The organism is Pelomonas dachongensis, assembly GCF_043555865.1.
Taxonomy (GTDB): Bacteria; Pseudomonadota; Gammaproteobacteria; order Burkholderiales; family Burkholderiaceae_C; genus Pelomonas; species Pelomonas dachongensis.
In genome coordinates this window covers 859,240-875,589 of the sequence record NZ_JBIGHY010000001.1, presented here as the reverse complement: position 1 = coordinate 875,589, position 16,350 = coordinate 859,240, and the positions used below count along the sequence as shown (strand labels likewise).

General features: G+C 67.7%; 16 protein-coding genes and 1 tRNA gene. 7 read left to right on the top strand and 10 right to left on the bottom strand.

All coding sequences use genetic code 11. From position 1 onward, the window contains the following. Window positions 1–19: 19 nt before the first annotated feature. From ACG02S_RS04180 to ACG02S_RS04155, 6 genes are read right to left on the bottom strand one after another with little or no spacing between them, the layout of a single operon-like run. Entirely contained in the window at window positions 20–1,993 is a 1,974-nt protein-coding gene (locus ACG02S_RS04180) for a response regulator (RefSeq protein WP_394469169.1), read from the bottom strand. 7 nt (window positions 1,994–2,000) lie between these two features. Next, window positions 2,001–2,873, bottom strand: coding sequence for a sensor histidine kinase (locus ACG02S_RS04175; RefSeq protein ID WP_394469168.1), 873 nt, complete (start codon window positions 2,871–2,873; stop codon window positions 2,001–2,003). A gap of 19 nt (window positions 2,874–2,892) precedes the next feature. Then, window positions 2,893–3,879: an ATP-binding protein gene (locus ACG02S_RS04170; protein WP_394469167.1), complete on the bottom strand. Its 987-nt coding sequence runs from the start codon at window positions 3,877–3,879 to the stop codon at window positions 2,893–2,895. A 6-nt stretch (window positions 3,880–3,885) separates the two neighbouring features. Next, a complete protein-coding gene (locus ACG02S_RS04165; protein ID WP_394469166.1) occupies window positions 3,886–4,299 on the bottom strand; it encodes an anti-sigma regulatory factor in 414 nt (137 codons plus the stop codon). Then, window positions 4,274–4,663 (bottom strand): STAS domain-containing protein, encoded by a 390-nt coding sequence (locus ACG02S_RS04160; RefSeq protein ID WP_394469165.1) that lies wholly within the window; start codon window positions 4,661–4,663, stop codon window positions 4,274–4,276. The genes ACG02S_RS04165 and ACG02S_RS04160 overlap by 26 nt, the downstream gene beginning before the upstream one ends. 1 nt (window position 4,664) lies before the next feature. Beyond that, on the bottom strand, window positions 4,665–5,546 hold the full coding sequence (locus ACG02S_RS04155) for an STAS domain-containing protein (RefSeq protein ID WP_394469164.1): 882 nt from the start codon (window positions 5,544–5,546) through the stop codon (window positions 4,665–4,667). A gap of 699 nt (window positions 5,547–6,245) precedes the next feature. Between ACG02S_RS04155 and ACG02S_RS04150 the strand changes: the two genes are divergently transcribed. Beyond that, the gene (locus ACG02S_RS04150) at window positions 6,246–7,148 is read left to right on the top strand and encodes a BON domain-containing protein (RefSeq protein WP_394469163.1); all 903 of its coding nucleotides are present in this window, start codon (window positions 6,246–6,248) and stop codon (window positions 7,146–7,148) included. Between the two features lie 82 nt (window positions 7,149–7,230). Here ACG02S_RS04150 and ACG02S_RS04145 read toward each other — a convergent pair. The 4 genes from ACG02S_RS04145 to ACG02S_RS04130 form a co-directional block, all read right to left on the bottom strand. Continuing rightward, window positions 7,231–7,307: transfer RNA gene (locus tag ACG02S_RS04145), tRNA-Met, on the bottom strand. A gap of 232 nt (window positions 7,308–7,539) precedes the next feature. Then, a complete protein-coding gene (locus ACG02S_RS04140; protein ID WP_394469162.1) occupies window positions 7,540–8,103 on the bottom strand; it encodes an RNA polymerase sigma factor in 564 nt (187 codons plus the stop codon). Between the two features lie 141 nt (window positions 8,104–8,244). Next, on the bottom strand, window positions 8,245–8,610 hold the full coding sequence (locus ACG02S_RS04135; protein ID WP_394469161.1) for a hypothetical protein: 366 nt from the start codon (window positions 8,608–8,610) through the stop codon (window positions 8,245–8,247). A gap of 332 nt (window positions 8,611–8,942) precedes the next feature. Beyond that, entirely contained in the window at window positions 8,943–10,760 is a 1,818-nt protein-coding gene (locus ACG02S_RS04130) for a serine/threonine protein kinase (RefSeq protein ID WP_394469160.1), read from the bottom strand. Between the two features lie 205 nt (window positions 10,761–10,965). On the opposite strand from ACG02S_RS04130, the gene tssA reads away from it, so the two are divergent. The 6 genes from tssA (at window position 10,966) to ACG02S_RS04100 (ending at window position 16,306) form a co-directional block, all read left to right on the top strand. Beyond that, a complete protein-coding gene (gene tssA, locus ACG02S_RS04125; RefSeq protein ID WP_394469159.1) occupies window positions 10,966–12,072 on the top strand; it encodes a type VI secretion system protein TssA in 1,107 nt (368 codons plus the stop codon). A gap of 63 nt (window positions 12,073–12,135) precedes the next feature. Then, window positions 12,136–12,630, top strand: coding sequence for a type VI secretion system contractile sheath small subunit (tssB, locus tag ACG02S_RS04120; protein WP_394469158.1), 495 nt, complete (start codon window positions 12,136–12,138; stop codon window positions 12,628–12,630). 44 nt (window positions 12,631–12,674) lie between these two features. Then, window positions 12,675–14,168 carry a type VI secretion system contractile sheath large subunit gene (tssC, locus tag ACG02S_RS04115; RefSeq protein WP_394469157.1) on the top strand — a complete coding sequence of 498 codons (1,494 nt, stop codon included), beginning with the start codon at window positions 12,675–12,677 and terminating at the stop codon, window positions 14,166–14,168. Between the two features lie 95 nt (window positions 14,169–14,263). Continuing rightward, window positions 14,264–14,764 carry an Hcp family type VI secretion system effector gene (locus ACG02S_RS04110; protein ID WP_394469156.1) on the top strand — a complete coding sequence of 167 codons (501 nt, stop codon included), beginning with the start codon at window positions 14,264–14,266 and terminating at the stop codon, window positions 14,762–14,764. Between the two features lie 151 nt (window positions 14,765–14,915). Continuing rightward, on the top strand, window positions 14,916–15,464 hold the full coding sequence (locus ACG02S_RS04105; protein WP_394469155.1) for a hypothetical protein: 549 nt from the start codon (window positions 14,916–14,918) through the stop codon (window positions 15,462–15,464). Beyond that, entirely contained in the window at window positions 15,464–16,306 is an 843-nt protein-coding gene (locus ACG02S_RS04100; RefSeq protein WP_394469154.1) for a hypothetical protein, read from the top strand. Before ACG02S_RS04105 ends, ACG02S_RS04100 begins: the two co-directional genes overlap by 1 nt. Window positions 16,307–16,350: the final 44 nt, after the last annotated feature.

Below are 16,350 nucleotides of genomic sequence, written 5' to 3'. Positions count from 1 at the left end.
GCGGCGTGAAGGGGTGGCGTCAATGTCCCGCGGCCACCAGGCGCCGGATCTGAGTCAGCAACTGCTGCGGGCGCAGCGGCTTGCCTAGGTGAACGTCGAAGCCGGCGCCCAGCGCATGGGCGCGGTCGGCCTCACGCGAGAACGCCGTCAGCGCGATGGCCGGCACGCGCGCCGCCCCGCTGTCGCCTTCGCGCCGGCGTAGCTCGCGGATCAGCTCGTAGCCGTCACGGCCGGGCATGCCGATGTCGCTGATCAGCAGGTCGAAGCGCTCGCGGCCCAGGCACTGCAGCGCCTCGTCCACGGAGGGCACGTGCTGCACGAGGCCCCCCTGCTCGCCAAGGATCAGCGCCAGCATCGCACCGGCCTCCACGTCATCCTCCACGAGCAGCAGGCGCAGCCCGTCCAGCGTCTTCGCGTCGGCTGCGCCTGGCGCGCCGTCGAGCGCGGCCGGTCCCGACTCCGGGCTGTCTTCGGGATCGCCCGGCAGCCACACGACGAACTCCGCGCCCTGCCCGGCGCCGGCGCTACTGACGGACACCTGGCCGCCATGCGCCTCGACGAGGTTCTTCACAATGGCCAGGCCCAGGCCCATGCCGCCATGCAGCCGGTTGCTGGCGGCGTCGCTCTGCACGAAGCGGTCGAACACGTGGGGCAGAAAGTCGGCCGCGATGCCCTGGCCCTGGTCGCGCACCGTCAGGCAGATGCCGCCACGCTCGGCATGCACGGCGAGGCTGATTTCGCTGCCCGACGGCGAGAATTTAGCCGCGTTGCCGATCAGGTTCCACAACACCTGCTGGATGCGGGCCTCGTCGGCGTACAGGCGCAGGCCGCCGTCCTGCAGGTCCACCTGCAGCTTGTGGTGGCTGGCCTGCAGCTGCGGCTGCACCGAGGCCACGGCAGCGCTCACGATGCTGCCGATGTCGGTCCATGCCCGGTTCAGCGGCAGCTTCCCGAGGTTCAGCCGCGACATGTCCAAGATGTCCGAGATCATGCGGGCCTGCAGCACCGTGTTGCGCTCGATGGCCGACAGGCCGCGCTCCAGCAGGTCAGGCTGGCTGCGCTTTTGCAGCACGTGCACCCAGTTGATGATGACGTTCAGCGGCGTGCGCAGCTCGTGCGACAGCACGGCGATGAGGTCGTCCTTCAGCCGGCTGTGGCGCTCGGCGTCGCCGCGCGCGCTGCGCTCGCGCTCCAGCAGCTCCTGCCGCTGCCGGGCCACCAGCAGCCGCTGCGAAACGTCGGTGGCCACCAGCATCGCCACGCCTGGCTCCAGGTAGGTGGCCGAGGTCCATTCGACCGGCACCGTCTGCCCGTCACGCTGCACAAGGCCGAACTCGGCGTGCGCGGCGGTCGTGGTCAGCGAAGCGACGAAGGCCCGCGCGGCGTCGACATCGTCGGGCGCCACAAAGTCCAGCAGCGGCTGGCCGACGACGGCGCCAGGCCCGCGGCCCAGCAGCGCCAGCATCGCCGGGTTGACCTCCAGCAGCCGACCCGTCCCCGCGTCAACCAGACCGATGCCGCTGGGCGCCCGCTCGAACGCGGCGCGGAACTTGGCCTCGCTGTGGCGCATCGCCTCCTCGGCCTCGCGCGTACGCACGAGGGCCTGGATGGTGGAGACCAGCACGGCCGGCTCCACCGGGTGGGTCAGGTAGGCGTCGGCGCCGGAGTCCAGACCGCGCACCTTGTCTTCATCGGACAAGAAAGCGGCGGTGAGATGAATGACCGGCAACCGAAACGTGGCGGGCTGCGTGCGCAGCCGGCGGCAGACTTCCAGGCCGTCGATGTCCGGCAGGTGGATGTCCAGCACGACGGCCGACAGGCTCTCGTCGGCCAGCGCCAGCGCCTCCGTGCCGGTGCAGGCCTCGACGGTGGGGAAGCCCGCCCGCTGCAGCTGCCGCACGGTGGTGTAGCGGCCCGCCGGGTCGTCGTTGACGACCAGCACGCGGTGCTGCGCGCGGTCGACCTTGCGGATCGAGATCGGCGTTGGGCTCATGGGCCGATCATCCCGCGGCGGCCGGCGCCTGGGCGAGGCGCAGCGGCACCGTGACGGAGAACGTCGAGCCCACGCCGGCGGCGCTCTCCAGCTCGATGTGCCCGCCCAGCAGCTCCGCCAGGCGCTTGCTCAGCGACAGGCCCAGGCCGGTGCCGCGCACGCGCTTCTGCACGTGCGAGTCGATCTGCGCGAAGTCGTTGAAGATTGTCGCGTGGAACTCCGGTGCGATGCCGATGCCGGTGTCGGTCACCGAGAACACCATGCTTTCACCCGTCTGCACCGCCGACACGCGCACCTCGCCGCTGGTGGTGAACTTCAACGCGTTGGAAATGAAGTTGCGCAATATCTGCGACAGCTTGGCGTTGTCGGTGAACAGCTGCGTGCTGCCCTGGGGCTCCTCGAAGACCAGCTGCACGTCCGGGTTGACGAGCACCGGCTTGAACATGCCGCGCAGCGCCGAGAACAGGTCCACCAGCTCAAACCACGCCGGCGACACCTCGATGCGCCCGGCCTCGACCTTGGTCAGGTCTAGCAGATCGTTGACCATCTCGGCGAACTCCTCCGACGTGGTGCGGATGAAGTGGATCTGCTTCTCCTGCTCGGGCGTCAGCGGCCCGTCCACGCGGTCCAGCAGCAGCCGCGTCAGGCTGCGGATGGACGAGATGGGTGTGCGGAACTCGTGGCTCATGTAGGCCAGGAAGCGGCTCTTCAGCTCGGTCGCCTGGCGCAGCTGCTGGGCCTGGGTATCGAGCTCGGCGTACAACGCCAGCACGCCGGCGTTGGTCTCGTCCAATTCCTGCTGCAGCATTTGCACCTGCTGGCGCGATTCGTCCAGTGCGGCCTGCAGCACGCTGGCGTCGGTCAGGGGCGGTTGCTGCATGAATGCGGTCCTTGCAAGCTCAATGGCGGCGCACGACGACTATGGTGGCATCGTCGCGCCCGCGGCTGTGGTCACGCAGGATCCATGCCGCGATCAGCATCGGCTCGCACTGCAGCAGGCCCGGCACCTCGGCCAGGCTCCAGCGCGTGGCGATGCCGTCGGAATGCATGACGAGGAGGGCATGTTCGGGCCAGTCGTACACGCAGTCCTGCAAGCGGCGGATCTGCACGCCCAGCGTGCCGGGCTGCGACAGCAGCGTCTTGTCGCTGACGCCCGAGATCAGCCGGCCCACAATGTTGCCGACGCCGGCAAAAACCACCGGGCCGCTGTCGCCCAGCGATGCGATGGCGACAGCCGCGCCGCGCGTGCTGCGCATCGACGCGTGCGAATCCTCCAGCATCAGCGCCGGCGCGGCGGCGCGGGCGCGCTGGAACAGGTCCAGCGCCAGATCGGCCGCCTCGGCCGCTTCGGGGCCGTGGCCCAGGCCGTCGGCCATCAGCAGCAGCGTGCGTCCCTCATGGGTGCGCAGCCCCCAGCCATCGCCGCAGACGCGTTCACCAGGCGAGGCCAGGCCGAGTCCGGCGATGCTGAAGCCAGGTAGTACGGCTGGCGGCGCGCCGGCCTCGTGTTCGAAGCGCGCGCGCAGAACGGTGCCGCCGCCGGGCTGCGAGAAGGCCGCGAAATGCCGGGCCAGGCGGCGCACGGCGCCCAGCCCGTTACCCGCCGTGCCCGCAGTGGAATAGCCGTCGCGCAGACAGCGCTCGATGTCCATGCCGGGGCCTCGGTCCAGCGACAACACCTCGATGCCGCCCTCCACGACGCCGAGCAGCAGCGCACCGCCGCCCGCATGGCGGACGAGGTTGGTGCCCAGCTCGGTCACCGCGACCGCCAGCCGGCCACCGGCCTCCTCGCCGAATCGCAGCTCCAGCGCCAGCGCCTGCCCAGCGCGGCGCGCCTCGCCGACCTGGCTGATGTCCTCGACCGCAATGCGTTGGAAGGGGCGCATGCCGCGCTACTTCCAGCGCGTGATCGTCACGCGCGTGCCCTGCCCGACGACGGACTGGATGTCGAAGTCGTTGACCAGCCGCTTGCTGCCCGACAACCCCTTGCCCAGGCCGCTGCCGGAAGTCCAGCCGTCCTTCATAGCCAGCTCCATGTCGGGAATGCCGGGGCCCTGGTCGATGAAGTTCAGCGTCAGCCCGTGGCGGATGCCCTCCTGGCGCAACTGCCACGTCATGTCGCCCCCGCCGCCGTAGATCAGCGTGTTGCGCGACAGCTCGCTGGCCGCCGTGATCATCTTGGTCTGGTCGACCAGCGAGAAGTTCAGCTGCTGCGTCAGCTTGCGCACCAGCTGGCGGCTGGTGACAACGTCATGCTCGCTGCGGATGGGAACGCTGCCCTCATTGGCCGTCGTGGTCGTCATCATGCGAGAGCTCCTCGTTGGCCTGGTCGAGCACTGCCATGCCGCGTTCGACGTTCAGCGCCGTGCGCACGCCATCCAGCGACATGCCCAGTTCGACGAGGGTGATGGCCACGGCCGGCTGCATGCCGACGACCACGGTGGTCGCGCCCAGTACGCTGGCGATGCTGGAGATGTGGGCCAGCATGCGGCCGATGAAAGAGTCGACGATCTCGAGCGCAGAGATGTCGATGAGCACGCCGGTGGCGCCGGTTCGCTCGATCTTGTTGGACAGGTCTTCCTGCAGCGCCAGCGCGGTCTGGTCCAGCAGGTCGACCTGGATCGTCACCAGCAGGCGCCGGCCGATCTGCAGGATGGGGATGCGCTGCATCTCAATCCGCCGCCGCGGCGGCAGCGGCCGATGCGGCCTTGGCGCGGGTCACGACGAACCCGGTGCGCTTCATCGCCACCGCCAGCGCGTCGGCCAGCGTGGCCTTGGTGATGATGCCAGCCAAGTCGATGCCCAGGTGCACGATGGTCTGCGCGATCTGCGGCCGGATGCCGCTGATGATGCATTCAGCGCCCATCAGCCGGATGGCCGTGACGGTCTTCATCAGGTGCTGGGCCACCAGCGTGTCCACGGTCGGCACGCCGGTGATGTCCACGATGGCGATGTGGGAGCCGGTGTCGACGATGCGTTGCAGCAACGCCTCCATGACGATCTGCGTGCGGTTGCTGTCCAGCGTGCCGATCATCGGCGCGGCCAGCACGCCGTCCCACAGCTTGATCACCGGCGTGGAAAGCTCCAGCAGTTCCTGCTGCTGGCGGGCGATGATGTCCTCGCGGCTTCGTTGGTAGGTCGTCACCGTGAACTGAGCCATCTGATCGATCAGCGACGAGATGGCCCAGACCGTCTCGATCAGCGCGGCCGGGTCGGCGCCGATCGTGCGCTGCAGGCCGGAGAACACAGGCTTCTTCAGCGCCAGCACGAAACGGCTGGTGTCGGCCGCCGTGGAGCCCTGTGCCGCGCGCGAGCGGGACAGGCCGGACAGCATCTCGCGGATCAACGACCAGGCTTGGCCTTCGAAGTCGTCCAGGCCGCCGCCGTTGCGCAGGCCGGCCGCGATGCCGTCCAGCAGTTGAGCGATCTCCCGGCCCTCGTTCAACAAGCCGCGGTTGCCGCCGCCCGCTGCCAGTTCAGCCTGCCACTCGGCCAGCATCTGGGCACGATCCTGGGTCAGCAGCGCCTCGACAGCCGCACCGTTGTTCTTCATGGGGTTCCTCGGGGTGGAGAAAGCGCCGTTCTGGAAACGCCAGTGGCGACAGGGCCAAACCCGAGCGGATGCTAGCCCGCAAAAACTTCGCTCTCTGTCAGACAACGCCTACTTAGCGCTGAACGCCCCAGCGGCCTATGGGCAGCACGGCCTGCTCGCCAGTCCTGCCTCTGTGCGGACGGCCAGATACACAACTTGTTGTCCGCCGACACAGAGACTCATCTCCATCCAGGCCAGGGCTTCTCCGGGGCTTTGAATCCCTGAAAGCGTTACCTGTGGCCTGCGTCTTCCGGTCTACGCAACCGTCCAAGAAAAAACCCTTCGGCCGCATCGCGGTCCGAAGGGTGGAAATCCACCGTTGCGGGTGGAGGAGACAAACAAAACAGGCTGAACGTTAACGCCTGCGTCGGACCTGATGCGATCAAGTTCGCGACCGATTCGCGCCCAGGCGCGGCAGATCGTGACGGTTGTCACTGCTTGCTGTGGGCTGAGCATTGCCACTACACCCGGCCGGCGGGTTCAGCCGGCAGGTCGCGGCTGAAGTCGCGCGAGTCCGGGTGCATTGGTTGCGCACTGCAAGTGGTGGCTGCACGTCCTACAGCCTGCATGTGCTGCCTCTGACGGCTCGCGCTGTGGCCGCCGGCCAGACTTGCCGACAAGGCGGTCAGCTCCCCGCAGGCCGCCACATTGGAGGCAGACATGAGCACTTCCGACCCCCATCACCCGCGTCGCTGGCAACGCTTCCTGCCTGCCTACGGCAGTCCTGCCGCCACCCCGGTCGCCGACCCGGCCGGCACGCCGACCCGGGTGGTGCGCCGCCGCTCCGGCGCCCTGGGCTGGGTGCTGGCGCTCGTGGTGGGCGCGGCGCTGGCCCTGCTCATCACACACAGCCTGGAGGACCCGCGCAGCATGGGGACGCAGCTGGACGATGCCATCGGCCAGCTGCGTGCCACCGGAAGTCAGGCGGAGCAGCGCATCACCGATTCGCAGCAGGCTGTGGCGGACGCCTCCAGCAATGCAGTCGCCGGCGTCGGGACCGCGATGAACGACGCGGGCATCAGCCTGAAAGTGAAGACCGCGCTGGCAGCTGACCCCGCTCTGAGCGCCTCGCGCATCGACGTGGACACGGTGAACGGCATCGTGCGGCTGCAAGGCCCCGCTCCCGACGCTACCGCCAAGGCCCGTGCCACCGTGTTGGCCGGCGCACCGCAAGGCGTGCGCGGTGTAGACAACCAGCTGGCGCTGCCGCACGGCAGTCAGATCGTGCCGCCCGCCACGGGCGTGCAGTCGGCGGCGCAGGCCGTGCCGGGCGCGGCAGCCAGTGCGCCGCCGGTCAGCCTGGACGGCCCCGCCGCGGAGGACCGGGCAATCACGACACGCGTCACAACGGCGCTGGGCGGCGATGCCTCGCTGTCCCGCCACAAGATCATCATCAGCACGCAGCAGGGTGTCGTTCGCATGGAAGGCGTGGTGAGCGACGCGCCCTCACGCGACCTGGCCACCGCGCTGGCGAGCAATCAGCCGGGTGTGAAGTCGGTAGACAACCGCCTGCTCACCACCGAGGCGGCCACGCTGCTGGCACGCGATCAGCAACTGCCCTGAAGCCATCGGCCCCAGAAACGACAAAGCCCGCCTGAATCACTTCCTGGCGGGCTTTGCTGAGTCTCTTGCAAGACTCTTAATTTGGTTGCGGGGGCCGGATTTGAACCGACGACCTTTGGGTTATGAGCCCAACGAGCTACCAGACTGCTCCACCCCGCGACTGAAGCTAGCAGTATACACAGGTTTTGACGACTGGCGCAAATTTCCTTCAAAGACTGGGAGACAAGACAAGAGCCGCAACGCAAGGCGACTACGCCGGCGAGTGAAACGTTGAACAGAGTCACCCGGTCACCGACGTGGCATCTCGTCGCATCGCACAGCGACCGAGATGAATCAGCCTCAATGACCTGGAGCGCGAGCGACGCACGCGATTCGTGAAATGACTCGCCGGCTAGAACGGCAGCTGAGCGCCGCGGGCCTGCATGCGTGTGCGCAGATGCGAGCGGGCACGCGACACGCGGCTGCGCACGGTGCCGATAGGCACGGACAGCAGCGCGGCGGCGTCCTCGTAGCTCATGTCGTCCATGGCCACTAACAGCAGCACCTCGCGCATCTCGGGCATCAGGCCATCCAGCTCGTTCTGCAGCAGCAGCATCAGTTGGTTCAGGTGGCACTGCTGTTCAGGGTCGGCCTGATTGCAGGGCGTGGCGTCGAGCGCGGTCTCGTCTTCGAAGCGGTACAGCCGCGACGGCGAGCGCGCCAGGTGGTTGCGCACCAGGTTCATCGCGATGCCGTACAGCCAGGTGGACAGCTGAGATTCGCCACGGAACTGCTCGAAGGTGCGCGCCGCCTCGACGAAGGCCTGCTGACTCAGCTCCTCGGCCTCCGTGCTGTCGCCGATGTGGCGCAGCACGAAACGGTACAGCCGGTCGCGGTGCTCGCCGAACAGCGCCGAAAAAATGGTGTTCGGGTCGGCGGCAAGGACAGGACGGATCTGAGGGCACTGCGGCTGCATCACGGGCTCCGGGCGATCGTGCGACCTCGGATTGGGGCCGCCTTGTCTGAGAAGACGCCGCCGACTGACGCCCCGCGACAGCGCGCCCCCGTGTTCACGGGCGCGGGTTTCCACCAGCCACCGTGAACTGCGTCACGAAACTCAGTGCAAACCGTTCGTCAGCAGTGTCCGCAACCGCGCGGCGGCCATTTCAGGGTCGGTCGGCGGCAGCTGGAAATCGACCGTCAGCGCCTCGTCCAGCGCCTGCCGGAACTCGGCGGACAAGGCAGCCGGATCCATGTCCAGCGATTCCGCAACACGCCGGAAGCGCCAGCCAATCAACCGGGCGGAGAACTCGAACTGCAGCAATTGAGACTGCGCCATCAGCAAGCTGAGCGCGGTCTCGGCGCACGCGACCGCGCAGCGCACGGTGCGCGCGGGCAGCAGCCGGCGCGGCGCGACGCTGAGCCGCCACTCCCGCTCGGCAATGGCTGCCGCAGCTTCGCCGAAGTGGTCACGCAACGCCATGACGAACAACCGGCCGATCTCGTCGGTGGCGGCGCCATCGGGCCTTGTGCCGCAGCAGACCTGCGGTCGTCCACCTTCCACCGGCCCGGCCCACAGCAGCCGGCCGGTGGCCGCGGCGCTGACGAAGGCGTCCAGTAGGCGCGGCGCGGCTGACGGGCTAGGCGTAGCGGCGGATGGGGCGACTGTGGCGGCGATGGAGTTCAGGGCGCAGTCCCGGTTGGACGAGAGACTCCGCAAGGGGCGCCTGGTCGGCGCGGCTTGCAGGCTGCATCTTGTGTAACCGCATCCGCGGCTGGGTTCCGCGCCGCGCTCGCCGCAGGCGGGCGGCCTGGCTACTTGACCGCCTCGACGCTGAACACGGCGGCGCCAAACTCCGTGGCGCAGCTGGGGCGACCGCAATCAGGCTGACCCAACAGCCAGCTTGGCGCACCGGGCGCCACGGCCGGCCCTTTGGACGGCAGTGACAGGAAGCCGTAGGACGGATCCTTCTCGGTGGCCCAGGGTGCGAAGGTGCGCGGCTCGGCCGTCACCAGCACCAGGAAATGCTCCAGGCCCGCGGGTTCGGCGGCCTTCAGCGGCCAGCTGGCCTGCGGCAGCTTCAGCGTCTGGCCGGCGGCCATGCGGTTGTTGCGCGCCTTGTCGTTGGGGAACAGCTGGATGAGGCTACCGTCCGGGCCGGCCAGCAGCACATACAGATGGCCTTCGCGCGACGTCGTCACGCTGAAACGCAGATCGTCCTTGTCGATGCGCAGCAGCGCGCGCTCGGCCTGCGCCTGCACGTCGAAGCCGGGCGTGTGCTGGCTGGCCAGCCGCATGAACTGGCCGTGCAGGTCATCGGGCACGGGCGCCGCCACGGGCCCCACGGTCGCAGGGGCGGGAGATGGCGCCGGCGTGGCGGCCACGACCGGCGGCGTGTCGACCGCCGCGGTTTCCACGGGCGCCGGGGCGCGCGTCAGGAAGTATGCCGCCGCGCCGGCCGCAGCGACACCTGCCAGCCCCAGGCCGGCGAACAGCGGCAGGCGGCCCTTCTCAGGCGCGGGCGCGGGCGCGTCCGCCGCGCTTGGCCCGGCAGCCGGCGCAGCAGGCGCCTGGATCTGCGTCGCCATCTGGCCGGGCCGGGGCGTGTAGTGCCCGCTCAGCCCTAGCGCCTCGCGGAACTGCTCCATCGACGCGATGCGGTTGTCGGGCATGACCTGCAGCGCCTGGTCCACCGCTGCGGCCAGCCGGTCGCTGTAGCGGCCCTGGGCCAGCTGGGCCAGCGGCACGTAGTCGTCCTTGACGATGCGGCCCACGCTGGGCGGCGGCGTGCGGCCGGTGATGGCGCAATAAATGACGGCGGCCAGCGCGTAGACGTCGGTCCACGGGCCTTGCTTCAGGCTGGGCACCTCGGCGTACTGCTCGATGGGCGCATAGCCGGGCTTCAGTATGACGGTGAGCGCCTGCGTCATGTCGCCGATGACGCGGCGCGCGGCGCCGAAGTCCAACAGCAGAGGCGCGTTGCTGCCCCGGACCAGGATGATGTTGTCGGGCGCGATGTCGCGGTGGTAGCAGTTCTCGCCGTGCAGCACCAGCAGCGCCTCGGTCAGCGGCGCCAGCATGTTCATCAGCCAAGCCTCGTCCGGCGGCGCCCCCATCTCCTTGAGCGTGTCCTTCACCGTCTTGCCTTCGATGAAGGGCATGACCATGAAGGCAGTGCCGTTGGCCTCCCAGAAGCGGTAGACCTTGACCAGCGACGGATGGTCGAACTGCGCCAGCAGCCGCGCCTCGTTGATGAAGCTCTTCAGGCCGGCCTCGAACGTGTCGCGGTGGCGGTCGGAGCGCACCCGCACCTGCGAGCGCTCGCCGCGCAGCGCCAGCGCCGCCGGCATGTACTCCTTCAGCGCCACCATGCGCTCCAGCGCGTGGTCGCGGGCAAGGTAGACGATGCCGAAGCCGCCCTCGCCCAACACGCGCACGACCTCGAACTCGGCCTGCCGGCTCCCCACGGGCAGCGCATTGCCGCCCTCGTGGCCCGCTGCGTCCGCCGCAGCCACGGCCGGCGGCGCCACCGGGGGGCTGCTGATCATCGTGGGCGCGTCCAGGTCCGCCGCGGCGGCACTGGGGCCGATGGGGCGAATGATGGTCGCGTCGTTGTCGTCGGGTGAATTCATCGTGCGCGCGTGAAGACGCCCGCGTTGGGCGCGCGTCCAGATACTGAGTGTCACCGATGGGGATTCCGTTCCCGACACTTGCTCGCGGGGCGCCGGATTCGCTCCAGGGAACTAAGCCACGGGCGCCGTTACTTACCCGCCGAGCTCATGTTCGCCGTCGTTTTCCGGCGGGCTTGCGCCACCCCCGAGACCCTTGCCGACCTCCATGGACGACACCAGCCCCTTCGACGAGTCGCTTGACCCCGCGCAGTCGCTCAGCAGCGACCCTGCGCTGGCGCCGTGGCTGGAACCCATCTCAGAGGACGACCCGACCGGGCCGGACCTGGAGTACGACAACGACTTCCTTGAACTGACGCAGGCCGCCGCCGGAAAGCCGGAGACGCAGTTCTCCGCCGCCGAGCCGGCCGACTGGCGCGCGGTCTTCAGCCAAGCCGAGTCGTTGAACAGCCGCACCCGCGATCTGCGCGTGGCCAACCTGTGGCTGCGCGCGCGGCTGCGGCTGGAGGGTTTTGCGGTGCTGGCGCCGTCGCTGCGCCTGTTCGAACAGCTGCTGCAGCGCTGGTGGGACGAGTTGCACCCGCGCCCCGACGACGGCGACGCCTATGCACGCGTCAACGTGCTCAACGAGCTGGTCAGCCTGGACGCCACGCTGGGCGACATCCGCGCTAGCCTGGTGCTGAACGACCGCAGCATCGGCCAGATCAGCGTGCGCGATATCGAGATCGCGGTCGGCGACCTGACCCCGCGCGACGACGAGTCGCCGCCGTCGCGCGGCCAGATCGAGAACATGCTGGCCGACGCCGTGGCCGACAACCCGCAGGTGCAGACGCAGGCCAGCGACGCCGTCGCCGCGCTGGACGCGCTGAACGACTGCCTGTCCGGCCGCCTCGGCTATGGCGAGATGCCCGACTTTTCCGCGCTGCGCAGCATGCTGGACAGCGTGGCCGCGGTGTCGCCGCAGCCCGCCAGCATCAACGCCGACTCCGACGATCTCGCCGGCATGCTGGGCGACCTGGGCATCGGCGATGGCGGTGACAACGACGATTCCCCCGCACCCGCCCGCCGCGGTCGTGGTGGCGGCGGTGGCCTGGGCAGCATCGAGAGCCGCGCCGACGCCGTGCGCGCCATCGAGGCCATCTGCGCCTACCTGGAAAAGAACGAACCCACCAACCCGGCCGCGGACCTCCTGCGCCGGGCCCAGCGCCTCATCGACCGCAACTTCCTGCAGCTGGTGCGCGAGTTCGCGCCCGAGGCAGTCGGCGAGGTCGCCCGCATGCTGGGCGTCGATCCCGAAAGCCTGGAGTCCCTGTGACGCCCGGCCCTTTCCCCTTCCTGAACGTCGAACCCCTGAATCCCGTCCGCAAGGAGCATTGAGATGAGCAAGAGCAGCCAGAAATTCATCGCCCGCAACCGGGCCCCGCGGGTGCAGATCGAGTACGACGTGGAGCTTTACGGCGCCGAGAAGAAGGTGCAACTGCCCTTTGTGATGGGCGTGATGGCCGACCTGTCGGGCAAGCCCGAGGACCCGCTGCCGCCGGTGGCCGACCGCAAGTTCCTGGAAATCGACGTCGACAACTTCGACTCGCGCATGAAGTCCATGAAGCCGCGCGTGGCCTTCAGCGTCGAGAACACGCTGACCGGCGACGGCAATCTGCCGGTGGACATCACGTTCGAGAGCATGGACGACTTCTCGCCCGCCGCCGTGGCGCGCAAGGTCGACGGCCTGAACAAGCTGCTGGAAGCCCGCCAGCAGCTGTCCAACCTGATCACCTACATGGACGGCAAGCAAGGCGCCGGCGACCTCATCGCCAAGGTGCTGGCCGACCCGACGCTGCTGAAAACGCTGACCGACGCGCCCAAGGCTGAGTAAGCCGCAGTCCCACCGAATCCACTGAAACGACCGGAGTTTCAAACATGACCCAAGCGGAACAGTCAGCATCGGCCCTGGCGGGCGTGACCTTCGAAGGCAACGACTTCGCGGCACTGCTGAACAAGGAATTCAAGCCCAAGACCGACGAGGCGCGCGGCGCCGTCGCGCAGGCGGTGCAGACGCTGGCCCAGCAGGCACTGTCCAACACGACGCTGCTCAGCGACGATGCAGTCAAGACCATCGAGTCCATGATCGCGGCCATCGACGCCAAGCTCACGGAGCAGGTCAACCGCATCATCCACCACGAGGATTTCCAGAAGCTGGAATCCGCGTGGCGCGGCCTGCACTACCTCGTCAACAACACCGAGACCGACGAGCAGCTCAAGATCCGCGTGATGAACGTGTCCAAGCAGGATCTGGGCAAGACGCTGAAGCGCTTCAAGGGCACGGCCTGGGACCAGTCGCCGCTGTTCAAGCGTCTGTACGAAGAGGAATACGGCCAATTCGGCGGCGAGCCTTACGGCTGCCTGGTGGGCGACTACCACTTCGACCACACGCCGCCCGACGTCGAGCTGCTGGGGGAGATGTCCAAGCTGGCCGCCGCCGCGCACGCGCCCTTCCTGACCGGCGCGGCGCCCAGCGTCATGCAAATGGAAAGCTGGCAGGAACTTGCCAACCCGCGCGACCTGACCAAGATCTTTACGACGCCCGAGTACGCCGCCTGGCGCTCGCTGCGCGAGAGCGATGACGCGCGCTATCTGGCCCTGTGCATGCCGCGGTTCCTGTCGCGCGTGCCGTATGGCGCCAAGACCAGCCCGGTCGACGAGTTCGCGTTCGAGGAAGACACCGAAGGCGCCGACCACAACAAGTACACCTGGTCCAATGCGGCGTACGCGATGGCGGTGAACGTCAACAACTCATTCAAGCAGTACGGCTGGTGCTCGCGCATCCGAGGCATCGAGTCCGGCGGCGCCGTCACCAACCTGCCCACGCACAGCTTTCCGACCGACGACGGCGGTGTGGACCAGAAGTGCCCGACCGAGATCGCCATCTCCGACCGCCGCGAGGCCGAGCTGAGCAAGAACGGGTTCCTGTCGATGGTGCACCGCAAGAACAGCGACTTCGCGGCCTTCATCAGCGGCCAGTCGCTGCAAAAGCCCCAGGAGTACGACGACGCCGACGCGACTGCCAATGCCGCGCTGGCCGCACGCCTGCCCTACCTGTTCGCCTGCAACCGCTTCGCCCACTACCTGAAGTGCATCGTGCGCGACAAGGTCGGCTCGTTCAAGTCGCGCGACGCGATGGAGGACTGGCTGAACAGCTGGATCCTGAACTACGTAGACGGCGACCCGATGAACTCGTCGGAAGAGACCAAGGCCACGCGCCCGCTCGCCGCGGCGCAGGTCGAGGTGTCCGAGGTGGACGGTGCACCGGGCTACTACCAGTCCAAGTTCTACCTGAAGCCGCATTACCAGCTCGAAGGCCTGACCGTGTCACTGCGCCTGGTCTCCAAGCTGCCGTCCGAAAAGTCGGCCTGATCCCTCACGAGAACTCGCCCGGCGCGGGAGCAGGACGGGTCCACTCAATCAACACCGCATCCCGCGCACTTTGAACCTCTAAAGGAGAAACCAACATGGCAGTCAATGCATTCCTCACCTTCTTCGACAAAGCCGATGGCGAGTCCATTCAGAAGGGCAAGGAAAAGTGGATCGAGATCCAGGGCTGGGACTGGGAAGTCGAAGCGGAAACCAGCTGGACCAAGGGTGGGGGCGCGTCCGTCGGCAAGCCCAACCCCGGCAAGATGAACTGGGAACACTACTTCGACACCTCGTCCACCGTCATCCTGGGCTACATCTGTACTGGTCGTGCCTTCCCCAAGGTCGAGCTGCAGATGATGAAGACCACCGGCTCGGCCACGCCCGAGACCTACTACACGATGACGATGGAAGGCTGCTTCATCACCAAGGTGAACCAGAGCGGCACCGAAGAAGGCGCCGTGCAGCAGAAGATCGAAATGGTCTTCAAGACCGTCAAGATCGAATACAAGCCGCAGGACAACAAGACCGGCAAGCTGGGCGCGGCCAAGACCTACAACTGGGACATCCCGGCCGGTACCGCTTCGCCCTCAGCTTGATGGCAAACGTCTTGTCCGGGTACGTATTCCGGGCCGAGCGCCGGGCTGCCCCAAGCCGGCCCGCGTGGGCGATGTGCTTACGGCTCGATGCCACAGGCATCGCCGCCCCCTCGGGGGACCGGCCGGCGTACTCGGCGGACGAGGGGTCCACATGAGCCGCTCCAATATCTTCCTGCAACTCATCACCGGCGCGGGGCCGGTGGTGGGCGAAGGCCTGCTCGAAGGCTGGGAGGGCTCGGTCGAGCTGTTGGAGTTCGACTGGGGCATGAAGGCCCTGAAGGACCCCAAGAGCAAGGGCAGCGGGCTGGCCGGCGTAGCCGCCGCAGCCGCCGCCATGGCCGGACTCGGCAAGTCGGTCTCCATCAAGATGGAGCCGCTAAAATTCAAGAAGCGCTTCGACGTGGGTTCATCGCAGATGCACTTCTGCCTGGACAACCATCTGCCCGTCGTCAGCGCCACCATCACGGTGCTGCACATCAAGCAGCAGGGCCGCGCCATCCATCAGCCCGGCTTCGTGCTGGCCTGCACGATGGGGCACTTCTCCAGCTGCAAGCTCGACGTGTCCGTGGACGGCCTCTCCACGGAGCTGATCGAGACCTGGACCCTGAACTTCAAGAGCATCAAGATGATGTACTTGAAGACGCTCGGCAAGGACAACCTGCCGACCGCTCCCTTCTTCTACCCGACGGCACTCCTCTGATGGCTGACAACGGCGCCGACATCTACATGATCCTGCTGCGCCCCACCCGCGTGCCGGTGGCGGGCGAGGCGGTGTCGCATCTGTTCCAGGGTCAGGTGTTGCTGGAGAGCCTGGAGTGGAGCCTGCACAACGAGGACGAGCGCATCAACAACGACGTGCGCGACGACCTGTTCAGCGAGAAGGACTCGCTGATCACGCAGGAAAGCTCGGTGCTGCAGCAGTTCAAGACGCTGAACCGCGACGTCACGGCGGCGCAGGCGTCGTTGAAGCGCGCGATGGGCAAGGCGCCTCCCGGCAAGGAGCGCGACGCGCTGCAGGACAAGCACGACCGACTGATCCGCGACACCCTCGAGAAGTTCGAGGACAAGTACAAGGACGCCAACGCCGCCATCGGGCGCAAGGCCGAGAGCAAAGGCTTCGACGAGCGCGTGGCCGACAAGCGGACGGAGCTGACGGGGCGCAACCCCAATTTCGAGTTCAGCTTCAAGAAGCGCGTCGACATCGCGACCACGCAGATGCTGAACTCGATGAAGGCCGGCGACATCTTCCCGTCCGGCACGCTGACCATCCACAAGCGCTCGGCCACCATGATGGACGGCACCTCGCTGGTGTTCACCATCCAGAAGATCCGGCTGATCGAGTACGAGCTGGAAGTGGCCGTGACGGACACGATGACGGAGATGATGGAGAAGTGGACCTGCGAGTTCGGCTCGCTGGCCTACGTCTACAAGAACCCGCCGCCGCACTACACGCACGGCAACGCCGGCCAGGCTGCCGTCAAGACGCTGACGCAGGGGACCGCACGCACGTTCACGATGAAGAACATCGGCTCACCGATATGAACAAGCCCCTCGCCCAGCTCGGCCTCGCTGAACGCGGGCCAGGC